This is a genomic window from Paenibacillus shunpengii (genome assembly GCF_042684905.1).
Taxonomy (GTDB): Bacteria; Bacillota; Bacilli; order Paenibacillales; family Paenibacillaceae; genus Paenibacillus; species Paenibacillus shunpengii.
Genome location: NZ_JBHUMJ010000002.1, coordinates 1,660,914 through 1,684,237, shown reverse-complemented (window position 1 = coordinate 1,684,237; position 23,324 = coordinate 1,660,914). Strand labels below are relative to the sequence as shown.

General features: G+C 45.5%; 27 protein-coding genes. 6 read left to right on the top strand and 21 right to left on the bottom strand.

Features of this window, described 5'->3' with window-relative positions; translation table 11 throughout:
• Positions 1-14 precede the first annotated feature (14 nt).
• The 11 genes from ACFSVM_RS07945 to ACFSVM_RS07895 all read right to left on the bottom strand — a co-directional run bounded on the left by ACFSVM_RS07945 (position 15) and on the right by ACFSVM_RS07895 (position 8,703).
• Positions 15-1,052 (bottom strand): tripartite tricarboxylate transporter substrate binding protein, encoded by a 1,038-nt coding sequence (locus ACFSVM_RS07945; protein WP_179085497.1) that lies wholly within the window; start codon positions 1,050-1,052, stop codon positions 15-17.
• Positions 1,053-1,089: 37 nt separating this feature from the next.
• The gene (locus ACFSVM_RS07940) at positions 1,090-2,559 is read right to left on the bottom strand and encodes a tripartite tricarboxylate transporter permease (protein ID WP_379262926.1); all 1,470 of its coding nucleotides are present in this window, start codon (positions 2,557-2,559) and stop codon (positions 1,090-1,092) included.
• A 68-nt stretch (positions 2,560-2,627) separates the two neighbouring features.
• On the bottom strand, positions 2,628-3,086 hold the full coding sequence (locus tag ACFSVM_RS07935) for a tripartite tricarboxylate transporter TctB family protein (protein ID WP_379261273.1): 459 nt from the start codon (positions 3,084-3,086) through the stop codon (positions 2,628-2,630).
• A 200-nt stretch (positions 3,087-3,286) separates the two neighbouring features.
• Entirely contained in the window at positions 3,287-4,525 is a 1,239-nt protein-coding gene (locus ACFSVM_RS07930) for an aminotransferase class I/II-fold pyridoxal phosphate-dependent enzyme (protein ID WP_379261271.1), read from the bottom strand.
• A 130-nt stretch (positions 4,526-4,655) separates the two neighbouring features.
• Entirely contained in the window at positions 4,656-5,084 is a 429-nt protein-coding gene (locus ACFSVM_RS07925) for a hypothetical protein (RefSeq protein WP_076310912.1), read from the bottom strand.
• Positions 5,085-5,187: 103 nt separating this feature from the next.
• Positions 5,188-5,688: a DinB family protein gene (locus ACFSVM_RS07920; RefSeq protein ID WP_379261269.1), complete on the bottom strand. Its 501-nt coding sequence runs from the start codon at positions 5,686-5,688 to the stop codon at positions 5,188-5,190.
• A 233-nt stretch (positions 5,689-5,921) separates the two neighbouring features.
• On the bottom strand, positions 5,922-6,380 hold the full coding sequence (locus tag ACFSVM_RS07915; protein ID WP_379261267.1) for a hypothetical protein: 459 nt from the start codon (positions 6,378-6,380) through the stop codon (positions 5,922-5,924).
• A 77-nt stretch (positions 6,381-6,457) separates the two neighbouring features.
• Positions 6,458-6,934 (bottom strand): hypothetical protein, encoded by a 477-nt coding sequence (locus ACFSVM_RS07910; RefSeq protein ID WP_379261265.1) that lies wholly within the window; start codon positions 6,932-6,934, stop codon positions 6,458-6,460.
• A gap of 11 nt (positions 6,935-6,945) precedes the next feature.
• Complete coding sequence (locus ACFSVM_RS07905; protein ID WP_379261263.1) at positions 6,946-7,485, bottom strand: TlpA family protein disulfide reductase; 540 nt, start codon at positions 7,483-7,485, stop codon at positions 6,946-6,948.
• Positions 7,482-8,024, bottom strand: a complete 543-nt coding sequence (locus tag ACFSVM_RS07900; protein WP_379261261.1) for a MauE/DoxX family redox-associated membrane protein — start codon at positions 8,022-8,024, stop codon at positions 7,482-7,484. The genes ACFSVM_RS07905 and ACFSVM_RS07900 overlap by 4 nt, the downstream gene beginning before the upstream one ends.
• A gap of 34 nt (positions 8,025-8,058) precedes the next feature.
• Entirely contained in the window at positions 8,059-8,703 is a 645-nt protein-coding gene (locus ACFSVM_RS07895; protein ID WP_379261259.1) for a hypothetical protein, read from the bottom strand.
• A gap of 267 nt (positions 8,704-8,970) precedes the next feature.
• On the opposite strand from ACFSVM_RS07895, the gene ACFSVM_RS07890 reads away from it, so the two are divergent.
• Positions 8,971-9,159, top strand: a complete 189-nt coding sequence (locus ACFSVM_RS07890) for a hypothetical protein (RefSeq protein WP_076310918.1) — start codon at positions 8,971-8,973, stop codon at positions 9,157-9,159.
• Between the two features lie 116 nt (positions 9,160-9,275).
• Here the strand turns inward: ACFSVM_RS07890 and ACFSVM_RS07885 are convergent, their stop codons facing one another.
• The 3 genes from ACFSVM_RS07885 to ACFSVM_RS07875 all read right to left on the bottom strand — a co-directional run bounded on the left by ACFSVM_RS07885 (position 9,276) and on the right by ACFSVM_RS07875 (position 12,639).
• The gene (locus ACFSVM_RS07885) at positions 9,276-11,087 is read right to left on the bottom strand and encodes an ABC transporter substrate-binding protein (protein ID WP_379261257.1); all 1,812 of its coding nucleotides are present in this window, start codon (positions 11,085-11,087) and stop codon (positions 9,276-9,278) included.
• 169 nt (positions 11,088-11,256) lie between these two features.
• Positions 11,257-11,973, bottom strand: coding sequence for a 3-ketoacyl-ACP reductase (locus tag ACFSVM_RS07880; protein WP_076310919.1), 717 nt, complete (start codon positions 11,971-11,973; stop codon positions 11,257-11,259).
• A 75-nt stretch (positions 11,974-12,048) separates the two neighbouring features.
• The gene (locus ACFSVM_RS07875; protein WP_379261255.1) at positions 12,049-12,639 is read right to left on the bottom strand and encodes an MSMEG_1061 family FMN-dependent PPOX-type flavoprotein; all 591 of its coding nucleotides are present in this window, start codon (positions 12,637-12,639) and stop codon (positions 12,049-12,051) included.
• A gap of 192 nt (positions 12,640-12,831) precedes the next feature.
• Here ACFSVM_RS07875 and ACFSVM_RS07870 point away from each other — a divergent pair, with 192 nt between their 5' ends.
• From ACFSVM_RS07870 to ACFSVM_RS07855, 4 genes are all read left to right on the top strand, one after another.
• A complete protein-coding gene (locus ACFSVM_RS07870; RefSeq protein ID WP_379261253.1) occupies positions 12,832-13,680 on the top strand; it encodes a TrmB family transcriptional regulator in 849 nt (282 codons plus the stop codon).
• On the top strand, positions 13,664-14,392 hold the full coding sequence (locus ACFSVM_RS07865; protein ID WP_076310922.1) for an AzlC family ABC transporter permease: 729 nt from the start codon (positions 13,664-13,666) through the stop codon (positions 14,390-14,392). The genes ACFSVM_RS07870 and ACFSVM_RS07865 overlap by 17 nt, the downstream gene beginning before the upstream one ends.
• Positions 14,389-14,712, top strand: a complete 324-nt coding sequence (locus ACFSVM_RS07860) for an AzlD domain-containing protein (RefSeq protein ID WP_076310923.1) — start codon at positions 14,389-14,391, stop codon at positions 14,710-14,712. The genes ACFSVM_RS07865 and ACFSVM_RS07860 overlap by 4 nt, the downstream gene beginning before the upstream one ends.
• 100 nt (positions 14,713-14,812) lie before the next feature.
• A complete protein-coding gene (locus ACFSVM_RS07855) occupies positions 14,813-15,214 on the top strand; it encodes a secondary thiamine-phosphate synthase enzyme YjbQ (protein ID WP_076310924.1) in 402 nt (133 codons plus the stop codon).
• A 144-nt stretch (positions 15,215-15,358) separates the two neighbouring features.
• Here the strand turns inward: ACFSVM_RS07855 and ACFSVM_RS07850 are convergent, their stop codons facing one another.
• The 7 genes from ACFSVM_RS07850 to ACFSVM_RS07820 form a co-directional block, all read right to left on the bottom strand.
• Positions 15,359-15,781 (bottom strand): hypothetical protein, encoded by a 423-nt coding sequence (locus tag ACFSVM_RS07850; protein ID WP_090722641.1) that lies wholly within the window; start codon positions 15,779-15,781, stop codon positions 15,359-15,361.
• Between the two features lie 110 nt (positions 15,782-15,891).
• On the bottom strand, positions 15,892-16,446 hold the full coding sequence (locus tag ACFSVM_RS07845) for a hypothetical protein (protein ID WP_090722643.1): 555 nt from the start codon (positions 16,444-16,446) through the stop codon (positions 15,892-15,894).
• 132 nt (positions 16,447-16,578) lie between these two features.
• Positions 16,579-17,019 (bottom strand): MarR family winged helix-turn-helix transcriptional regulator, encoded by a 441-nt coding sequence (locus ACFSVM_RS07840; RefSeq protein ID WP_076310927.1) that lies wholly within the window; start codon positions 17,017-17,019, stop codon positions 16,579-16,581.
• Between the two features lie 120 nt (positions 17,020-17,139).
• Positions 17,140-18,171 (bottom strand): NADH:flavin oxidoreductase/NADH oxidase, encoded by a 1,032-nt coding sequence (locus ACFSVM_RS07835; protein ID WP_090722644.1) that lies wholly within the window; start codon positions 18,169-18,171, stop codon positions 17,140-17,142.
• 232 nt (positions 18,172-18,403) lie between these two features.
• A complete protein-coding gene (locus tag ACFSVM_RS07830) occupies positions 18,404-20,086 on the bottom strand; it encodes a glutamine--tRNA ligase/YqeY domain fusion protein (protein WP_379261248.1) in 1,683 nt (560 codons plus the stop codon).
• A gap of 412 nt (positions 20,087-20,498) precedes the next feature.
• On the bottom strand, positions 20,499-21,311 hold the full coding sequence (locus tag ACFSVM_RS07825; protein WP_256209525.1) for a class I SAM-dependent methyltransferase: 813 nt from the start codon (positions 21,309-21,311) through the stop codon (positions 20,499-20,501).
• 107 nt (positions 21,312-21,418) lie between these two features.
• On the bottom strand, positions 21,419-22,195 hold the full coding sequence (locus ACFSVM_RS07820; protein ID WP_090722647.1) for a hypothetical protein: 777 nt from the start codon (positions 22,193-22,195) through the stop codon (positions 21,419-21,421).
• 362 nt (positions 22,196-22,557) lie between these two features.
• On the opposite strand from ACFSVM_RS07820, the gene ACFSVM_RS07815 reads away from it, so the two are divergent.
• Complete coding sequence (locus ACFSVM_RS07815) at positions 22,558-23,313, top strand: DeoR/GlpR family DNA-binding transcription regulator (protein WP_076310931.1); 756 nt, start codon at positions 22,558-22,560, stop codon at positions 23,311-23,313.
• Positions 23,314-23,324 lie beyond the last annotated feature (11 nt).

Genomic DNA, 23,324 nt, shown 5'->3' with positions numbered 1-23,324 from the left:
TACACGGCTCCTATCTATTTTTTTAGTCCAAATTTATCAGCAAGCTCACCATAATATTCGGTTTCCCGAGTAATGAACTCATTAAATTCATCCTTGTTCAAATAAGAGGACGACATCTTCATTGCAGCCAGTTTCTCTTGGAATTCGGGATCTGCCGCTAGTTCTTCCAGTGTGTCATTCCATTTCTGCACAATGTCCGCAGGTGTACCCTTAGGCATGCTTAGTCCAGTCCACCAAGTCGCAGACAGGTTCGTAAAGCCCTCTTCTGTTGTAGTTGGTACATCAGGGAAGTGTGGGCTTCTTTCCGCGCTTTGAATTGCCAGGATTTTTAAGTTACCCGAATTCACCATCGTCGCGACTTCACTTACAGGATGGACGGCAAGGACAGCATTCCCCCCTGCAATCATGGGAAGTGATTCCGCTGTTCCTTTGGTTACAATCATACGGGTCTTGGAGATGTCCACTCCAAGCTCGTTCAGCCATTCAGCTACAACATAGGTCGCATATCCTGTGACACCTGAGGTTGTCCAGCTGAGCTGCTCGGGATTTTGCTTGACCCATTCGGAGAATTCGTTCAGGTTCTCCCATTCTGCATCTGATTTCACCGTGAAGGTTGGAGCATCTTCTACAATACGTGCAACGAGCTCCTGATCTTCAAGCTTAATTGCTGGTGAGGCATAGCTCGCTTCCATCATCGAAGTATTAGATACCACATTCGCCAGTACCGTATAACCATCCGGATTTGTTCCAAGTGCATATTGTGCTCCCGTTGTTCCACCTCCACCTGCTTTATTAACTACAGAGACGGGCTGTCCCCATTTCTCGCTGACTGCATCTGCTACAACACGAGCAACGAGATCCACCCCACCTCCTGCGGCATATGGAACAACATATTCTATGGGCTTACTTGGATAATTATCAGCAGAAGAGCCATTTGTTGCTGCATCCTCGTTAGCAGTCCCGCCCCCGCAAGCGGCCAGAACAAACATACTGGATAATACAGCCAGAGTGGTAAGACGCTTTCCTGCACTTGTGATATATGAACGATTCATTTTACATCTCTCCCAAGATCGTATTTTTATTAACCAATTAAGATATCGAATTTAGATCAGAAGCTCCTGCTTCCACCAGCCTTCTTTTTGTGCGACGAATAAGCAGATTCGAAACAATAATCATGACTAGAGATAAGATTAAGAATATTAGAGCTATTGGACGAGTCAGGAATATTGTAAAGTCTCCGGCAGACATGGCCATGGTCTGTGTAAAGGACTGCTCCAACAGCGGACCAAGGATAAAGCATAGGACAAGCGGCATCACCGGCCAGTTATATTTATGTAAGAAGTACCCGATAAAGCCGAATAGCACAGCAATCACAACATCAAACAAGCTGTTCCGTACCGAATAGGCACCAATAACACATAGTACCAGGATGATCGGCCCCATAATGCCAAAAGGAACTCTCGTCAGCTTAGCCCATACACCCACGAGCGGAAGATTGAGCAGCAGCAGAACTAGATTACCAACGACCATGCTCGCAATAACCGTCCATATAAAGCCGCCTTGCTGTTCAAACAGCATCGGACCTGGCGTTACACCATAAATCATCAGACCAGCAAGTAGTACGGCAAGCGGTGGTGAAGCAGGAATCCCTAGTGAAAATAGAGGAATGAAGCCAGCCGTGCTTGTTGCATTGTTTGCTGCCTCAGGTGCAGCTACACCTTCTATGGCTCCTTTTCCAAACAGCCGTTTACGCTTGGAAAATTTCTTCACAATATCATAGGATAAGAATGAAGTCACTGCGGCTGAAACACCTGGCAGAAGCCCCATTACAAACCCAATTGCACTCCCTGTCAGGGCAGCTCCAGAGCTCTGCTTCATATCCTTAACAGAGGGATATACGCTGCCTATTTGATCAGAGGAAATGGCTACTTTCTTCTCACCAAAGGTCTTGAATACTTCTGTTATCGCAAACAGCCCAATGATGATGCTGATCATTTCAAACCCGCCGGACAAGGACTCCAAGCCAAATTGATATCTAAACATTCCTGTGGAAGTACCAAGTCCGACTAATGACAGCATGAATCCAAACAATCCCATGATAGCCGCTTTGACCATAGATCCTCCGGCGAGACCTGAGGTTACTGTCAACGCAAGAATCATGACCGCAAACAGTTCGGGCGGGCCAAATTTAATAGCTTGTTCCGCGAGAAATGGTGCAAAGAACACAAGTCCGACAAGACCAAGCATTCCGGCAAAGAATGAAGAAATGGCAGCAATACCTAACGCAGGTCCCCCTCTTCCCTGCTGTGCCAAAGGATACCCATCCAAGCATGTAGGCACAGATGAAGCCTCACCGGGGATGTTTAGAAGAATGGCAGTTGTTGAGCCTCCATACATCGATCCGTAGTATATGCCTGCCAGCATAATGATGGCTTGGGATGGTTCTAGAACTGCTGTAAGAGGCAGCAGGATGGCAATTGCAGAAGTTGGGCCCAATCCTGGAAGAACGCCAACAAATGTGCCAATCAGTGCCCCGAGTGCAGCCATTAACAAATTCATCGGTGTTATAGCACTCGCGAAGCCGCTGCCTAAGGAAATCAATGAATCTAACACGTGAGCACCTCCTGCTACAACCAACTGCCGCTAGGCAGAGGTGTGTTCAGCCACTCTACAAATATGAAGTAAAGAGCCGCTGTTAAGATTAGAGATCCGCCGATAGACCAATACCAGCGAAATTTTCCGATAAGATGGAACAAAATAATGGAAGCGATAAAGGTTGCGATTAGATAACCTGACCAATCGATAAGTGCTACATATAGGAGCAGGACGACAGGAATGATATATATAAGATGAGATACTTTAACTTCAGATCTGTCATTCGTTGTACCCTCGGATATCCGATCCCCCCTAATGCTCAGCATCATTCCGAATAACACCAATCCAAGTCCAACGATAAACGGAAATACATGATCTCCATTAAATAATCCAATTCGGTAAGCATATAGCTTCCATGCTTCTGATAACGACAGTAAGCCGATTAAGACAGCAACGATTCCGGCAATCCGATCAGCTGCGCTAACCTTCATCAAGATCCTCCTCACTTCTATGAAAATATATACGAGTGATAACCATCATTACTTAATAATTCCGATAGTTTAAGTATGTATTTAGGAAGATATTACTTTTTCGCCCCTCTATTGTCAACCACAATGATTTCCAGTTCCGCTTCATAATTCCATTTTGAAATAAGAAAAGAACCTCTATTATTAGAGATTCTTTTCCAAAATCAAATCATTTCGTATTCTCGGATAAAGCTGCCCATCCGCTTCGCTGCTTCCATAAGTATTTCCTGTTCTTGTACAAGTGCAATCCGGACATACCCTTCTCCTTCTGTTCCAAATGCCTCCCCAGGTATGACCACAACCCCTGTCGCCAGCAGCAATTCACGGGCGAATCTCCGTGAGCTCCATACTTCTGCATCACCCTTTGGCACTTTAAAGCCCACTGGGAGCGGGGCCCACACGAACATTGTCGCCTTAGGCTTAGGAACATTCCAGCCTTCGACTGATAGTGCCTCGACAAAAGCATTTCGGCGGGCTTCATACAAGGGCGCGACTCCCCGGTCACCTTTTCCTTTATTCATCGCCTCTTCCAGTGCCGCAATGGCGGCCACCTGAATCGGTTCAAATACTCCGTAATCAATGTTGCTCTTCAGGTCACGAAGGGCAGCTATGACTTCCGAATTCCCGGTTAGGAAGCCAATCCTGCATCCGGCCATGTTAAAGCTCTTCGAAAAGGAATGAAATTCAACAGCGATATCTTTAGCTCCGGGTAGTTCTAGAATGCTCATTGGACGGTAATCATCAAATGCCATCTCCGAATAAGCCAAATCATGTACAATGAGCACGTTCCACTGTGCTGCAATTCGAATCAATTTCTCATAAAATGCTGTATCCGCTGTTACGGCAATCGGATTTCCTGGAATGTTAAGCAGTATGAATACAGCTTCCTCCCATACTTGATCAGGAACACTATCTAAATCAGGAAGAAAATCGTTCTCTTCCTTCAGTGGAAGATACCAGGGCTTCACTCCCGCAATGGCAAGAGAACCGGAATAGATCGGATATCCGGGATCTGGAACAATGGCCAAATCTCCAGGATTACATATAGCCTGAGCGAGGTGTGCCAGCCCGTCCTGAGAGCCCATAAGTGCAAGAAGCTCTGTATTCGGATTGACATCCACCTCAAATCGATGCTTCATCCATGCAGCTGCCTGCTGACGAAAGGACAGAGTACCGGAAGTGCCCGGGTAAGCGTAATTGCTCTCTTCAAGCACGGCTTCACTTAATACATCTCGAATATGAGCCGTAGGTCCGCGGTCAGGACTTCCAATGCCCAGATCAATAATCTCTTGTCCAGCAGAGCGTGCTTCTTCTTTCCATTCTGCAACTTCTGAAAAGATAGACGAGCCTAAATGAGATAATTTCTCTGCCCGCCAAGATCGCTTAGTTCGTTCAAATGTCAATGCAAGCACCTACTCTTTTTTTATCCATTATAGCAGGCAGGATAAATGATAAAAACCCTGCCGGCCCGGGAGCCAGCAGAGTCGTTTGCACCATTTATTACAAAAAATTCTAATGGTAAACTAAACTAGGTTACACATTATCAGATACCAGAGTACCGCTGAAGCTCTCCGGACCTACGCGAACAGCTCCTAGCAGGTTAGATGTAACAAAAGCGGTATAGGTTAATTGCGGTGTTACCGGTGGATTAAAATCTGCTGCATTAAACGCAATAACCTGAGGAGCAAGCACACTCAAATCAAATGTTGAGGTTGCTGAATACACGAGAGGATCTGTTGGAGCCGTACCTCTGACAATCGTAATGGTAATCCCTACGAGGGCAAGCGGAAGCTGCAAAGATATGGTTCCTTGTAATACAACACGAGGGTTTGTACCAACCCCTGCGGTTTGAAGGCCGATTTGACCAAATAATTGCGGTGTACTAATAAGCAGAATTGGAATCGCAATCGAGTTGGCAAAGCTGGCATTCTGTGAGGTTCTGGCATCTACAAACTCAGCCATAGACCTTACCTCCTATCCTATTAAGATACTATATAGTATGTAAAATGGCAGATATGGTATAGGTAATTAATAGGAGGCAAGTATCTAAATATATCACTGCGTGCTAGACATCTTTAGTCTGAACGGACTGAGGCTGAATGAGTCCTCTTCCTATTACGTTTGCAGATAGAGGAGCCTTACCCATCTCCCTTGCCCACACTGATATTTGTCCTAGATGATGGATCTGGTGTGCAATGGTATGCCGCATAATTTCTCCCCATGCATCGACGTGCACTTGACCCGTTGGCTCGTGAAAATAAAAAGGAGTTGTCTCTAAATTATCGTTCCAATTCTCGATAAAGTCTTTGATGTCGAGACGGTAACGTCGATCGAGCTCCTGAATCTTGTCCACTGTATTGTATTCGTCGAAATTTTCCTCATCATGAGGTTTTCCTTGCATCATTTGGATCCAGCTCCACTCCACGTCAATTATATGAAAGAGTGTTCGCATGATGCTGCCGACTCCGCCGGTCCGCTCTTTTACCAGCTCCTCATATGGGACATCCTGGCACCATTCATACCACTGATCTCTCAGCAGCCAATTATGCTTAAACCACAGCTTCATTCCATCAACCTCCTGTAAAATAGTAGAATACTTTGCAATCATATCAAATTTCAATCATTTTGTAAGCACGTATGTTCTCAATTATATAAATTGTATAAATCTCAAATTATACACTTATAGACTAGTACTAGTTTATAACCGTTAAATTTAACGGTTTGTCTATCCAAAGCATGAATAAAATAAATAAAACTGCGGAGATTCCGCAGTTTTATTTACCAGCTTACGGGTAGGAATTACATCAATAAACTGAGTGTAAGTAAATTAAACAATGTGAGCGGCAGTATTACGTTAGGGTTAGGTCCGGGGCCGAAACCTGGGCCATACCCTGGACCCGGTCCGTGTCCAAATCCCGGTCCGCCGTGACCAGGTCCATGACCGCCACCAGGTCCCCAGCCCGGGCCAGGTCCCCAGCCCGGGCCAGGTCCTCCATGTCCGGGTCCTCCATGTCCAAATCCAGGGCCAAACCCAGGGCCGCCGAACCCCCGCGGTTCATGAAGTCTGATATATACATGATGCGGGTCTACATTTACAATCGTACCTTCAAACGTTTCCCCGTCCAATGTTTGTATGCTGACGTCATAGTTCATGAATTGCTCACACGATTCCTTTACATAGTGCCGATACTGCTTCAAATAATCCGCGATCTCATGTTCACACTGAAACATCAATTGACGTTCACGCTGAGTAGACATGACGTTCCTCCCTATTCTCATCTTGATAGACAGTATATGCAAATGCCCATGTATAAGTGTTTGACCACCAGAAGATGTCAATATAATAAAGTCGATTGACATCCACAGATCACATATTCACCTTGAATCCGGGCACCTTGATAACACCAATTCCCTGGCGTATAAGGCTTGACGTGCTGGGACACACAATCCGTGCATTTGCTCCTGAACCCTACTGGGTCACTGGTGTACCACCACCCCGAAGGATGCGGACACAAGCCCCTGCAGCCCATAAGTGCGTTGTATGTTGTGCATGTCGAATAAGTGGAAGGACAGGCACCGTCTGAACCACACTCACGGCACAGCTGACCATGTGGGGGAAAACAGCCCCCTGAGAGATAAGAAATTTGAGCTGTATTTCGATCTCGAATGAACAGCCGGGCTAATGCTGCCGCAATCGCACCTGCTGCTTTATTCAAGGCCTTTTTCAGCCCATGAGCATGATTCCATTCTCTAACTTGTCTGCTGATGTAGTCCTGTATCTGTTCGTCTTTATTTTTAGGATTACGCCACATACTTCACCTCTTCATGAAGCTCTTGAAGCCCTAACGTACAGCTCCAGCTGGTCTCGGCTGTTAACCAGTCCTTTATGCTTGATGATCCCATTACGGTCGATCGCATAGGCGAACGGTGTAACCTGAACATCCAGTTGATTGGCCAAGTCCGGATTTACCAGCATTACTTCATCTGTGTAATTAATCTTTCTTACATACTCAGCAGCAAGCTCAGCCGTTGAAAACAACAAGAGAATGGGCTTTACCTCATTTATTTCCGCTATACGTTTAAAATCGGGCATAATCTCTGCACATTCTTTGCAGGTGGGAGAACCAAACAGCATTAAGGAAGGGGCACCGAGCAACTCGGCCGTCGACCATTCCTCCCCTTCTAACCGGAACGCTGCAGCTTGAGGGAGCTTATGCCCAATCGGAATTCCGGACTGATTCACTCCTCGGGCCGTTCCCATAATCATGATTCCGAGCTGCCTGAACAGCACCAAATTCAGCATAACGAGCGGAACGACGAGCAGCCAGAGCATAATATACGACAGCCAAAATAAAGTACTCAACTTCCGCCTCCTCTCTGCTTGACTACGACTTGCCGGTTAAGACGGGCAGCAGAACGGTAAGCTGCTATGGCATATAGTGCATCAGGTACACCTACAGCAATGAATAAAGCGAGAAGGATAAGAATCACATAGATGACTGCCCCTTCAAGCATAATAACGGGATCGTAGATTGAATAAGTCAAATAACTGATTATAAGGGCAGCTAAGGCAAACGACAGATTCAGTAGAACAAGCTTATAGCTCAATTTGGAGTTCACCTGTGGACCCAAGCAGCCACATTCTACCTTGCCTTTATTACGCATGATGATCAGAACTCCTATAGCTTGGGACAGATACACCAATGAAAGAAGGATGAAGCTGAGGGGGGCTTGGTAAATGAAGACAATAAGTACAGCCAAAATTTGTACACTAATAAGTATGTTATAGAGGATAGGATGAGCTGGAAAATTACTCGGATCGCCTAGTGCTTTTCCCCAAATGAAGCTTGCTGCCGACATGAGTAACGGAAAGGCCAAAAGGACAGCAAGAAATTCGTACATACCCTCCACCCCATTCCGCATTGTCTTCGATAAGTTAAGAAATTAACAGTACCGCTATAGAACCTAATATAAGCAAGTAAGACAGCGTCAGCCTTATAGCCGTGAGGAGTGTATAATGGCCCGCTCTTTTTTCAAGCAGTCGATACACCCACGAACGGACCTTCGGAATACTGTAAACGATCCCTCTTATACATCCGAAACTGCAGCCGGCTGCAATACTTGCCCACCACGGAGATATGAATAATGAGACAAAGACATACGTATGAAACAGGACGCCCGCCTGCAATGTAATGAAGCCAAGCCCCAGTATATTTCCCCACAAGGCAGCGGTACGGTAATCCGCCTTACTGATCCAGGATGAAGGCACGATAAAATTACCTGAAGGCAAAATCGCCGACTTATTAAACATCTCCAGAAGCAGCACGAGAATAAACCATGTAATGAGAATAGGCACATAATAGGCAGAGAGCGTGGTGAGGCTGATAACCACATTCAGCCCGCTGATGATCAATCCGGTCGCCGTACCGCCTGCTGTGCAAGAAATAATGTAGATGAATGCATACTTAATCTTGCTCCCCTTCGTATGCTCAAGGCTCCCCAGCACATTAAGCCCACAAGTTGTATCTACACTTGCAATCGCCGAACCGATGGCAAACAGGAACAGAATTATTAGCAGCAATAGGAGTTCTCTCCTCCCTTCGAATGCTCTTTACGCCCCATCTATTTCAGCATATGAATCATTAACGTAATTTATATCTTAATTCAAGAATGCAGTGCATGCGCCGAGCATGACTCAGATCGCGAGGGAGCAGGAAGCTTCAGCACCGAAGCCCTGCTTCCCTAATATGCTGGACGGTTAAAAGGTGAAGTCTCTGCTGTAAGGTTTACACTTTTTAGCAGTGAAGCACAGCCTCATAATAAAGACATCAAGAAGGAGGTCTTTATTATGAATGATTATACACAGCACAAGCTGCATGAATATCAGCTGCAGATTTGGGAACATCAGGATCGTGTTGGGATTATAAGAGCTTATTCAAGCAGCAGAGCAAAGAGAAGAATGCTTCATAGTTCACCTTTTCATTTTTTTAATTTAAGCCTGTTTTATGGTTTCTTTCGGAAACGCCGGTCACGATAAGCATCATCCGCTTGAATAAAGAACGATGGGACGTATTTGGATCAAAAAGAGCAGGTCTGCTATCTAGCAGCCTGCTCTTTTTCTTAGCATTTTCACCATTCATGCGCTTCGCTTGATTAAGCTTTCCAAATCTCCTTGAAATCAATCCATCCTAGTGAATTAATAGCTACGCCTTTAAAGGAGGCATCGGATTGAATTTGAAAGCTTGAATGATTGAGAAACAGAACATGCGCTTCTCTTCTCAAATATTCCTCCACCTCTTCGAGGATCGCCATTCGTTCATCGGCCCCTCTGCAAGCCAGCGCTTGATCAATCCGCTCATGTACCCAATCCGTTATACCGGGGTCAAGCAATTCCTTAACATAGCTGCCTTGCTGCTCATAATTTTCGATCAAACACACCTCTTCACCCGGAAGCACGACGGAATGAATAATACAGTCCAGCTCTTCGACTAAATGATCCGACAGAATATTAGTCATGCTCTTGGCAACGACCACCGCCTCAATGTTCAATTCAGCAAGGATGCCCTTAATCCATTCTGCTTCACGCACGTGCAGTCCATAGCTCCCGATTACGATCGTTGATCCATCGTACCCCGATTCCTTCAATAACTGTCTGGCTTGCTGTTCATCCACAGCATGAGCTCGCCTTGCATAGCGGTTGTCTGCAAGAAAGGAATGTGCCGGGTGGGAAGGATGTTCTCCTAACTCCTCTATCATTCTTGCTCTGTCCAAATACAGATTAACCGCATGACGGAACTTAGCTTTCTGATGATACCCCTCCTTTGTCATATTCCAGGAAAGAAGTCCGGTACAGTAATGCTCAGAAGCGATATTATCAAGCGACTGCGAATGTGGAGTATCCGTATTCGTACTGATTTCCATGCCATTCACAGCAGTGACACTGTTCAGACAGCTCCATTTCTTAGACGAGCCCCCTATCAATCCAGCCTCCGCCGGCAACGTAGCAACAATGACGCTGTCCAGGTAAGGCCGGCCTTGGTAGTAATAAGGATGAGCGTTCATCGTGAAGCAGTCTTCCGTCCATTCTGCAAACTGAAAAGGTCCTGTTCCAATCGGATGCTTCCAATACTCCTCTTCAGAGAGTCCTGCATAATCCTTTGGAAGAATCGACATACACACTGCGGTTACGAATCGGAGAAAGATCCAATTCGGACGATGTAATACAAAGCGAACGGTATGAGAAGACGGAACCTCGATCTGCTTCAGAGACCGGAGAATCCAGCTGTTTCTTCGATCTGAGGCAAGGCGTTCTAACGTAAAACGGACATCTTCAGCGGTTAACTTTGCTCCATTATGAAACAAGACGCCCTTTCTAAGATGAAACGTCCACTCCGTAGCATCTTCACTGGATTCCCAGTGGTGTGCCAGGGCTGGGATAAACCGCTCTGTATTGATATCGTAGATCACTAGCCGGTCAAAGAGCTGTTGTATCATATGTGCGGACAGACTGCAGAAGCAATCTGCAGGGTCCATGGTATGGATGCGCGAATAGATCGGGATTCTTAGTACATCCTTTGTTTCACTACCCGTTTTATGTTCTTTTTCAAGTCCAAAATACCCATCCAGCCATAAAGAGAACTGATCTATCGAATGCGGTTTACCATGAGTATGAAGCAGCTCGAAAGCAGGCTTGAATTGTCCTCTCTCTGCCAGCTCTCTGGCCATCGTTAGCAGCATGTCTTCGCGATCAACAAGGAATGTAAGCCTTGAACGATTCCCCCTGCCTCTGCCTGATACGAAGTTAATCAAGCCTTGTTCAGTCATTTTTCGTATAACCAATTTCGCATTTCTCGTCGTGCAGAACAGGATCTCAGCGATACGCTCAACCGTAACCTCAATCGGGATATCGTCTGCCCCCCTGGTGTGCAGCTTCTCGTTTAGTAACAGATATTGCTCATACAGCATGATCACTCAGCCCCTCCTTCGGTCAGAGCGTTTCCTATCCATACATTGTACTCCCTCGGATGAAGCTTAGGAATTATTTTTTTACAGCAAAAAACCATCCGCAATGAAAATTACGAATGGTTTCGCTTGTCGCTTGCATGTGATTAATATAGAGCTGCTCTCTACAACCTTATGGGTTAGTTGACCACATGCCGGCTGATTTAATGAAGATACGTGAATTCAGCTTCAGCTGTGCCAGCATATACTCAGCAAGATCTTCCGGCTGCATTACTTTTTCCGGGTTGCCATCTGTCAGATTCAGTTCTACCGCCATATCGGTCGCAACTGTGCTAGGTGTTAGGGCGCTCACACGAATATTGTGTTTTCTCGCTTCCAGCATTAGAGATTCTGTCATCGCGAGTACTGCCGCCTTCGATGCGCTATAAGCGCTGGATACTGGAGACCCCTTCTGCCCTGCGGTAGAGGATATATTAATGATGTCACCGCTCTTGCGTTCGATCATTTGTGGTAATACCGCTCTGGTAACATAATAAACGCCAAGTACGTTTACTTTGATAATATGCTCCCACTCCTCTGGCTCAAGCGCAAGGAATCCGCCAAATTTGCCGATACCGGCGTTGTTAATCAGAATATCAATAGGTCCCAGCTCACTCGTAATGTGTTCCACCGCTTGATTGACAGATGCAAGATCAGCCACATCGGCGCTTGCCAGTGATACACGAACTCCATATTCAGTCAGCTCAGCCGCTACCTTCTCAAGGTTCTCAATACTTCTTCCAATCAGTCCAACATGAATGCCTTCCTTGGCAAAATAAATGGCGGTTGTGCGTCCAATTCCTCTGCCAGCTCCCGTAATGAGCGCGGTTTTACCTCTTAGATCCTGCATGTAGATCCTCTCCTTTATCTGTATCTAGAATTTATGTAATTGACAGTCTACTTCATTATAACTTTATCCCATCCCTCATTTCCAGCCGTTGATAGCCAGATGCGCCTTGAACATTTCGCTTGTGTTCGGGTGCTCTTCCTTCGGAATCCATTGATCCTGGCTCCAGAGACCTCCCTGCTTAAAAGCCCGAGGGCAATGCACGAAGCACTCTTCAACCTCAACTACAACGGCAAGTCCCGTCATTTTACCGTCCCAGCCTTGGGATGCAATGAACTCCTCATTTCTCGTAATGACCGCTCGTCCATTAATTCGAAGCACATCGTTAGATCCAGGAATAACGACAATCATGCCAACCTGGGGATTTTCAATGATGTTTTGAAGTGAGTCCGCTCTCCGATTACCCGGACGATCTGGGAAGGCGAGATGCTTCTCGTCCAATATCTTCACAAAGCCCGGTTCATCTCCACGAGGGGAAACATCTGCTTTACGCTCCAAGCTCGAAGTAGCCAGAAAAAAGATCGAGGATTTGGACACATAATCCCGAATTGTTTCATCAATTACACTGATCGATTTCTTCACAATCGCTTCATGAGGCTTATCTATGCTTTCTCTCAGCTGTTCTGCAGAGGTAATTTGATCCTTCATCCATATCGGTTCGTTGTTCATAACGTCCCCTTTCGCTTCCTTCGTATGTAATGTTGTTTTGCTTCCTATTATTATAGGCTCGACGACAGACTCACTTCAAACCATTTTCAAGTGCAGCAGTAAGAATATGAAAAAACATTGACAAGGCTCCAGACCTTTCCTATAGTGATTGGTACACTAACTACTATTACATCAAAGGAGACAACTGACCTCGTGGAAGAAGAAATCTATCGATCACTTCAAAAATTAGGCTTCTCCGCCTATGAATGCAAGGCTTATATCGGCCTATTGAAGCACTCACCAATTACAGGCTACGAAATCAGCAAACGTACCGGTGTACCGAGATCTATGATCTATGAAGTACTTGGGAAGCTGCTGGATAAGGGGGCTGTTCACACAGTACCCAGTGATCCCGTAACCTACGCTCCTCTGCCGGCGAGAGAACTCATCCATCGAACTCGCAGCGAGTTTGAGCAATCCTTTCAGTATCTCGAAACGAAGCTCACTGCTCTGGAAGGAGAACGCGAGGTAGATGTCATTCATCGTATTCACAGTGATACACATGTCATTGCCGAGATGAACTCGATGATCAAGCAGGCAGAAGATGAACTGTGGTTCTCCATTTGGGAGAACGAATTTTCATATATACAGGACGAAGCACTGATCAGACAGGAGCAGAAGCTCCCCATTTATGCGATTGTATTTGGTCCCGATCAGATGAGGCTCGGGTTCACAACTCACCACAATTACATGTCTCCGCAGGTGGCAGAAGAACGCATGGAAGGCAGACTGACCATTATTGCCAGAGATAATAAAGAAGTGCTAATTGCTAATTTCTCACCGGGATCAACAGCTTGGGCTATCAAAACAGAAGATCCTGCTCTCGTCCTGGTTGCCATGGAATACATACGCCACGATATGATGTTCTCAGAGCTCGTCAAGGAGGTCGGTTCCGATAAGGTAGAAGCATTATGGAGAGGACACAAGGATTTGTATCATGTTGTAACAGGTAAATGGGCAGGAAATCAAACGGAGGATTTGAAAAATGAACACTCAAGCTAGAAGCAATATCCCTATGTCTAGAGATCAAAATTCATTTCTGCAAGGCATTAAAGATTGTGTGCCTACCCTGCTGGGTTATATGAGTATTGGCTTTGCCTTCGGAATTGTAGGCGTATCATCGGGGCTAAGTATATTAGAGATCGCGCTTATCTCTATTCTCGTCTATGCGGGTTCCGCTCAGTTCATCATTTGTGCACTGCTCGTTGTAAACACGCCGGCTTCAGCCATTATTTTCACTACTTTTATTGTCAATCTAAGACATTTTCTACTGAGCCTGACGATCGCACCTTATCTGACAAAATATTCGATCTCCAAAAATATTGGCTTCGGCGCACTCCTAACTGACGAAACGTTCGGGGTAGCCGCAAATCGTATTGCAGAACAGGGCTCTCTATCAGGAAAATGGATGAATGGTCTTAATCTGACAGCTTATATATGCTGGATTGCAGCCTGCACCTTTGGAGGAATATCAGGCCAGTGGATCGCGAATCCGGAAGCATTGGGACTAGACTTCGCTCTTGTTGCCATGTTTGCAGCCCTGCTTGTCCTTCAGCTCCATAGTACCGAAAAATCCAAGCTGAAGCATCGGCTATCCCTCGTTCTATATATGGTCATCTGCATGATCGTACTCTCTTATCTCGTACCTTCGCATGTAGCCGTATTACTCTCCACCATCATTGTAGCAACAATCGGGGTGGTGACTGAGCGATGAATACAAGCATGACGATGATTTGGCTGTTCGTGGGCTGTGCGCTTGTTACTCTGCTGCCCCGGATTATACCTTTCATTTTTGTTCGAAGCGTCCGTATGCCAGATGTTGTACTCAAGTGGCTCTCGTATATTCCAATCTGTATTTTGTCTGCCCTCGTTATTGAGAGCATGATAACAGAGACTAATGATCAGATTGCGATGGATTGGAGCACCGTCATTGCTCTTGTTCCTACGCTTGTAGTTGCGGTATGGACCAAAAGCTTGTCTGCAACGGTGATTGTCGGTGTTGTATGCATGGCCGTCCTTAGACTATTTTTCTAAGTGATTAACCCGATTGCGTCCTCCATAGTGCACTTGTTGCACTCATATGAGACAAGGGTACAATATGAAGGAGTAGAATATTGATGGTTGGAGGGATTCGATGCTGCAAAAATTGGCACTGAAAACATTCAGTAGAGATGAGATGCGGGATGTTACGGATGAAGTGAGGGCTGCTGTGGCGAAGAGTGGTATAACCGAAGGGATTGCGATTATTTATTGTCCTCATACTACTGCCGGGATCACCATTAATGAAAATGCCGATCCCGATGTCAAGCACGATGTGCTGCTAAGGCTTGATGAAGTATATCCGTGGAATCATCCCAAATACTTGCATGCCGAAGGAAATACGGCTTCTCACTTGAAGGCAATCACGACGGGAACGTCCCAAACGGTAATTGTCCAAAATGGAAGACTGGTGCTCGGCCGCTGGCAGGGTATTTACTTCTGTGAATTTGACGGTCCCCGAGATCGAGAATACTATGTGAAGATCATGGAAGGCTGACCTAGAAACATCAAAACCGGCTTAGGAATTTGACATTCCAAGCCGGTTTTTGCTGCTCTTTTGAATAAACTAATCCATCTACAAAGGCATTCATTACGCTGTAAATCATCTGCCCTGAATTACTCAGCCCTACTTCTAATGTTATTAATCCGAGTACAGCTGTCCATTGAACGTTTCCGGACCTACCCGAATGGTCCCAAGCAAGTTGGCAGTGACAAACGCAGAATAAGTAAGCTGTGGCTGAATCGGCGGATTAAAATCCGTAGCTGTGAAATTAATAATTTGCGGTGCAAGCAAGCTTAAATCAAAGGTTGAAGTAGCTGAATAAACGACAGGATCGGTTGCTAGAGTACCTCTGACTACCGTTATTGTAATACCAGCTAGCGCCAGCGGAAGCTGCAATGCAATGGTTCCACTGAATACTACACGCGGGTTTGTGCCGACACCTGCTGTCTGTAAGCCAATCTGTCCGAACAGCTGCGGCGTTCCAATGACTAGAATCGGTATAGCTATCGAGTTGGATGTGCTCGCATTTTGAGAAGTTCTTGAATCGATGAACTGAGCCATTTTTCACTACCTCCTGACAAGAATCGTTAACATATCCTATGTCAGCAGATCATAATTCAGTACTTTTACGGTAACAGCCCGAGCATACTTCGTTGTCTAATTCACATCTACTACGGTGAGATGGGCTCACCCTTCTCATTATAATATTGGAAGGAGTAGCTGTACTTATCTGCTTCAGCCAAGTCAATCCAGAGCGCGGATTGTTGACCGGTCTGAATCTCCTGAGGAATGACTTCATTATTCACACGAAGCGCAAGCTTCGCAGCCTGATTCTGTTCGCTCGTCATAATCATGAACTTCGGTGGATGATCCTCTTTTGGTAAACCTCTAATGAGAAAGGCTTGGATATTAGGATTACCTCCTGTCTGCATCACAACCAGACCGTAATTCCCTTCCTCATTTTTGGTAAACTGTACGTACCCAGGCTTGTTATCAAAATAAAATCCCACGATTCGATTATTATCAAAATCAGCTATGTCAACGATCTTGATTTCACTGGACTCTAACCCTTTAGTTGACTTAATGGCTTCAATGATGGAAGCTTCATCATTCCCATAAATAACAGGATCCTTCTGTACATGATTAAACATAAATACAGCTGACAGGAGGATTATTCCTGCTGCTAGAAATCCAATACCCCGCCTTGCTTTCCTATTCTTGAGCATATATATGGCCCCTTCTCTTTAAAACATGTCATTTATTTGAACGCTTGGTTTATGTAAATGTTGCGTTCTGCCCGCAAAAAAACAAGCCAGGAAGGTAAGTAAGCTGCCTTCTTGGCTTGCATTCGTACTTCATTATTGGTTATCCTGCTTAACACGAAGCAGAGATTCGAGCAGCCCTTTTAGATCCGTATCTGGTAAAGCCTTGATTAGTACTTCATTAAAGGTATGAAATGCTTGGTTCACTTTCTCCTGGCCGATATCTGTAAGTGAAGTATACACACTTCTCCGGTCTTCTTCACATGCTGATCTTCTCAGTGCACCGCATCCTTTGGCCTCAAAGCGGGCCACAAATCTAGACATGGCACTCTGGCTAAGTCCTACCATCGACTCCAGCTGCTGCAGCTTCAGTCTTTTTAGCGGGGCTTGAGATAAGAAGTACAACATATAAAATTCATTTAATGACAGATCATGTTTAGCCTGCAGTGACTGATCAAGCAAATTCTCTATATTCATTTGGATGTGAGTCAGTGATAACCAGCTCGTTATAAGGTCATGCTCTTGATTCATGTCCATAAGTAATTCCCCTCAGCTTCATAAGATGAATCTCTAACAATAATCCTACTACTCATCATCTCATTATAACAAACAACTTCAGATTACAGAAGTTCGATTCATCCTGAAGTAGCAGAGGGATTAGCTTAACCGGAATCCGCCTGCGTATTGTCTTGGTACATCCGTCCGCTTGCGCAGAGATTCTGCAGCAGTTAAAGGCCAGTACGGATTCTTAAGCATCCCTCTGCCTACAGCGACCAGATCAGCATCCTCATTGCCGATAACGGAATTGGCTAATGCCGGCTCATCCAGTCTCCCTACAGCAATAACCGGAACATTCAAGCCCTGCTTGATTTCTCTGGCAAGCGGCACCTGATAAGCTGTATGAGTGCCTGGTCGTCCATCCGCACCAATAGGGCCTTCTCCTCCAGAGCTCACATGGAACATGTCAACGCCTGCTTCTTTGTAGGCCTTGCTAAATTCAAGGCTTTCCTTGATGCCATATCCGCCCTTCACATATTCTTTAGCGGAGATCCGCATAATGAGCGGCATATCCTCCGGCATTTCACTCTTCGCAGCACGAATAATCTCCACGCCGAATTTCGTTAGGTCCTGACCATATTCATCCGTTCTTCTGTTCGTGAGCGGAGAGTGGAATTGATGGATCAGGTAGCCGTGTGCACCGTGAAGCTCGATAACATCCATACCGGCCTGTACGGCACGGCGAACAGCAAGTCTAAATTTTTCCACCATTCCCTTCACTTCCTCAGTAGAAAGTTCACGCGGAGTCTTGGATTGTTCATCAAAAGCAATAGGTGAAGGAGCAACCGGCACTTCTGCATCCTCCGCTTTACGACCGGCATGGGCGATCTGAATACCCACTTTTGCACCATATTTGTGCGCATCTTCTACAATACGTGCCAATGGAGCAACCTGTTCGTCTGACCACAGGCCGAGATCATAATCACTAATTCTTCCGTCGGGTTCTACATCTGTCATCTCAATGATGATTAGTCCGGTACCGCCAATGGCACGACTGACATAATGCGTATGATGCCAATCATTCGCTACGCCATCTTTTTTGGCAACCGAATATTGACACATCGGAGGCATAACGATCCTATTCTTAAGCTCAAGACCTTTAAGTTTATACTCGCTGAACATATCAATCATGTAACGTATCTCTCCTTTTAATATCGAGGTTTTAACTAAGCTAAAAAGCTTCATCAGTTAAATAAAAGTGATGCATGCACATGCATGTATGTTAACCGATTCCAATTGCTGTGTCAATGATATGTGCTGCGATCATTGAGATATTTGAAGTCCCTCTCAGCACAGCTGAATGCTGGGAAGGACTTTATCTTTATTATGGATCTTATATAACAGCGTATTCACCAAACTGATGTCAGTCGTGATGTTTCTTCCAACCATCCTTCAAGGAAACGGTCCGATTGAAGACGAGGCCTGCTGATTCAGGAGATTTGGGATCTGCACTGAAATAACCATGCCGTATAAATTGATATGTCGCGTCTTGAAGTGCCGATGTGATCATCGGTTCAATCCATGCATTCATCACTGTCATGGAATGAGGATTAACCAGCTCTGCCCAATGATTATCCGATTCCGCAATAACCGCGTCCTCTTTAAGCAAATGGTCATATAATCGGACTTCTGCTTTCTCCGCATGTGTTGCGGATACCCAGTGAATGGTCGATTTCACTTTTCGTTCATTGTATCCAGTTCCGCTCTTGGTTTCAGGGTCGTACGTACAGTGAAGCTCCACAATTTCCCCGGTAACCGGATCCATTATGACAGACTCGCATCGGATATAATATGCCCCTTTTAACCGTACCTCTTGTCCGGGAGATAATCTAAAATATCCTTTCGCTGGGTGCTGCATAAAATCTTCTCTCTCAATATACAGCTCTCGGGAAAAAGGAACCTCCCGCACTCCGAAATGCTCATTTGTTTCATTGTTTTTGATGGGGAGCATCTCTACCTCACCTTCAGGATAATTCGTGATGACCACTTTGAGGGGATCTAGTACAGCCATGACATTGATCGCTTTGCCCTTCAAATCCTGACGAATGAAATGATCCAGCATAGCCGAATCTACAGTGCTGTTCTGACGCAGCATGCCCACCTCGGTCATAAACTGAAAAATACTCTCGGGGGACACCCCCCTCCTGCGATAAGCCATCAGAGTTGGAAGCCTTGGATCATCCCAGCCATCAACGAATCCGCCTTCCACCAGTTCTCTTAAATACCGTTTGCTCGTCACTTGACCCGTAAGATTCAATCGTCCAAACTCTCTTTGCTTAGGAGGCTCCGGTATTTCCAGCTCCTGCAGCACCCACTCATACAACGGGCGATGCTCCTTGAACTCTGCCGAGCACAACGAATGGGTAATCCCTTCGATTGCATCTTGTATCGGATGGGCAAAATCATACGTCGGGTAAATACACCACTGCGTCCCTGTACGGTAATGTGGAGCATGAATAATCCGATACAATACCGGATCTCTTAAGGTGATATTGGGCGAGGACATCTCTATCTTCGCACGAAGCACCTTGGCTCCGCTCTCAAATTCCCCCTTCCTCATTTGCTCAAACAAATATATGTTTTCTTCTACTGAACGCTCCCGATATGGACTATTCTTGCCTGGCTCTCTAAGCGTGCCTCTGTATTCTGTCAGTTGTTCTGGACTCAGATCACATACGTATGCCTTTCCTCTACGGATCAAGGTAACCGCTGCCTCATAGATGCAATCAGAATAATCCGAGCCAAAATAAACCTTTGGCGTCAGTCCAAGCCAGCGGAGATCCTCCTCAATCGCTTGAACATATTTCAAATCTTCCTTGAGCGGGTTCGTATCGTCAAAACGGAGATTAAATACACCGTCAAAATGCTTCGCAATCGACGAATTGACATGAATTGCATACGCACTTCCGATATGCAGATAACCATTTGGCTCTGGAGGAAACCGCGTGTTAATTGTTCTGTTATAGAGCCCTTCCTCCACATCTTGCTGAATCAGACTGGTTAAAAAATCACTTGCAGCTTCCCTCTTGTGCTCTGCTTCTTTCATTGTACATTGCCTCCTCCGGATTGAAACCATTTCGTAACTTCATCAACAGGTGAATAAAACAAAAAAATCCCGCCTCCAAGACATCTGTCTTGGGGACGAGATTTGATCAACCGTGCTGCCACCCCTGCTTCATGAATACATCACTGTATCCACCTCTTCAAGTACGGCATAATGCCTTGGCATTATACTTATACTCTAGCTCTATAACAGGAGCTCCTGTCACACCATCGCCTTCAATCCCTGGTTCCGATGTGCTGCTCAGAGGCTTGTTTCAATGACAGACTTCCTGCTCCTTCTCAGCTTCCGGAGCTCTCTGATGAGGAATTCTGTTCATTTACTCTTCTCTTCATCGCGTTTATTCATCCATTAATTTTTATAATAGTATCACTTAGAATACCGAATGTAAACCAGATCAATTCATGTCTAATTCCTTTTCTTTCTGACATACATAGATGAGTTCCGGTTTGCTGTCCACAGGCGGGTTCTCTTCCCAGTCCCCGTAGAGCTCAATCACTCGGAATCCGTGTCGGGCGAGCAGCCGCTCCATTTCCATCGGGTACGTGTACCGCAGCTGGATCGTCGTTCTAAGCTCGTTCTCAATCGTCAGGTCATCCTGTTTCATTTTCCGAACAATAATATAATTCTGTACTTGAGTCAGTGCATCATAATGACTAGTCGTATATACATCCACTTGTTTTCCGTCATCCGTTACATAGGTTCTCCAGTACTCTTCCTCAGCAGCCTGCAGCAGCTCTTCCGCACTCGGAAACCGGGTGTTGAATATGAATACACCGCCTGACTTCAAATGAGCAGCTACAGACCGCAGTAGCTTATCCTGCGCTTCATTCGTCAGAAAATGCTGGAAGGCGTTACCCACCATATAAATCATGGAGCTCTTCATATCCAATTCCAGCTCTTCACAATTCTGTAGTTCGAAACGGATGTCCGTGTGCTCTTCCTCTGCCTTCAGCTTGGCTCTCTCCAGCATCCCTTCGTGTAAGTCTACACCAATAACGGAATAGCCTTTCTCAGCGAGAGGAATAGCCGTACGTCCTGTACCACAGGCTAGATCAATAAGAGTGCCTCCCATTAAAGATGCCCATTTCTCAATAAATGCAAAATCACCATCAAATTCGTCATTCTCCATGTCATACATTGTTGGATCATTATACTCTTCCAAATTCGGTGAATGCGTATGATTACTTAAGCTCTTCTTCATGTCCATATTCAGCTTCCTCTTTTTAACCCATTTTTAATATTGGAATGAATTGCAAAATACTGACATTAGAATAACGTTTTTTGATGGTGATTTCAAATGTACTCCACTAGGCTCTACAACAACAGCTGAGTCAGCACATGGATGCACTGGTCCAGCACCAATCTGGTCTCCGTACGCTGTGCGTGGTCGATTAGCGTAATTGGCATAAGCCCTGTCTCTGTCTCTGCTTCATTCGATTGGACCGATTCGATTCGAATTGCGTATCTCAGCGTGAGCTCATTCATGATCTCGTTCGGGTATATGGTTCTGGCAGCGATACCCGCCCCCTCAAGCTCAGCCGCCGCTCTGGACGCAGCTTCACTCCACTGAGGAGCAGCCATCACCGAGATCAGCTGAGCCTGTTCTGCTCGATTCGCCACTACCTGTTCCACTCTCAACTTCTCTATAGCCTTAAGGTCAATGTTTAATTTCACCGCGGAATCCGAAGCGTTCGAAACGTACACAGACCGGGCAAGCAAGCTCTCACCTGTATCGTTAAGTATAGAGAAGATCACCATTTCTTCATCACTGCTTTGAATGTCTGCTGTAGAATCCGTTACAAGAAGATGCGCGATTCCTGTTTTCTCGAAGATTATTTCAGCTTCTTCAGCTGAGAGTTCCGCTCTACGAAGCCACCCCGTATTCCACTCCAGCTGAACAGGTATACCTAAGTGATCAAACAAATTGAGAGCAGCAACAAGCAGCTGTGCTTCTGCTTCATATCCCGCTTGTTTCGATATAGTGAGTGAGCAGGAATGCTCCTTGAATCCTAATTTTTCCATTTCCTCTTCTATAGACGTTTGTCGTTCATTGCTTTGATTGGTTAATTCATTCCATTTCATCGATTGCATGTGTTTCACCGTCTCCCTTCATTTGGCAAAAATAAAAAACGCGCCGGACCCCATTGGTCCTGCGCGTTTCATCTATGCCGCAGGGGGGCCGAACGCGAAATGCGTTAGCCCACCTGTTAATGACGTATCAGGTGTGCTAACGCAGATTAAAATGATAATATTGTTGTAAGTGAGATAACCTCATAAATTTCAATCTCCTTCAACATGACAAATTTAAGTTGTCATTGATTATATACGAAGCATCCGAGGTCTGCAACATATATTTAGAGACCATTTATGTACTTTCAAGAGCTTATTGTCTTATAATGAATTCTAGTAACCAGTCAGGGACCATGCATTACAGCATGGGGAAAGGAGTCCATATGCTTGCAGCAGAAAGACGTCAATACATTATGGACATTGCACAGAATGATAAACGTGTGCTGGTGTCAGAGCTCAGCCAGAAGTTTAATGTAACAGAAGAAACCATACGACGTGATCTGGAGAAGCTGGAGAAGGAAGGAATTTTGACCCGTACATATGGCGGAGCCATTATTAATAAACATACGAATGAGGACCTGCCTTTTGTGACTCGGCAGCGGGCCAATCTGGAGATCAAGCAAGCAATCGCCCGTAAGGCGTTGAATTATATACACGACGGAGAAACATTAATGATGGACCCCAGCTCCAGCTCCATGGAGCTCACGAAACTGCTTAAGCACCGAAGCAATTTGACTATTATCACAAATTCGGCTCTCTCTATGCATGAGCTGGCAAGCACAGGACACCAGATGATTTCAACCGGGGGTACCCTGCGTGCATCCTCGATGTCTTTGACAGGCACGGTTGCACAGGACACTGTCCGCAAATATCACGTGGACAAGCTTATCTTGAGCTGCAAAGCTCTCTCGCTGAATAAAGGAATCATGGACTCCAATGAGCCGGAAAGTGAACTTAAGCGAACAATGCTTCAGCAGGCAGCTAAAGTGATTTTGCTCGCGGATCACACCAAATTTGATAAGACCGCCTTTGTCCAATTAGCCAGCTTCTCAAATATTGACATGCTCATCACTGACCAAGAGCCTGCTCCGGAATGGATTCAGCTTCTGCAGGATCAGGAGATTGAGCTTGTATATTAGAACGTCAATCC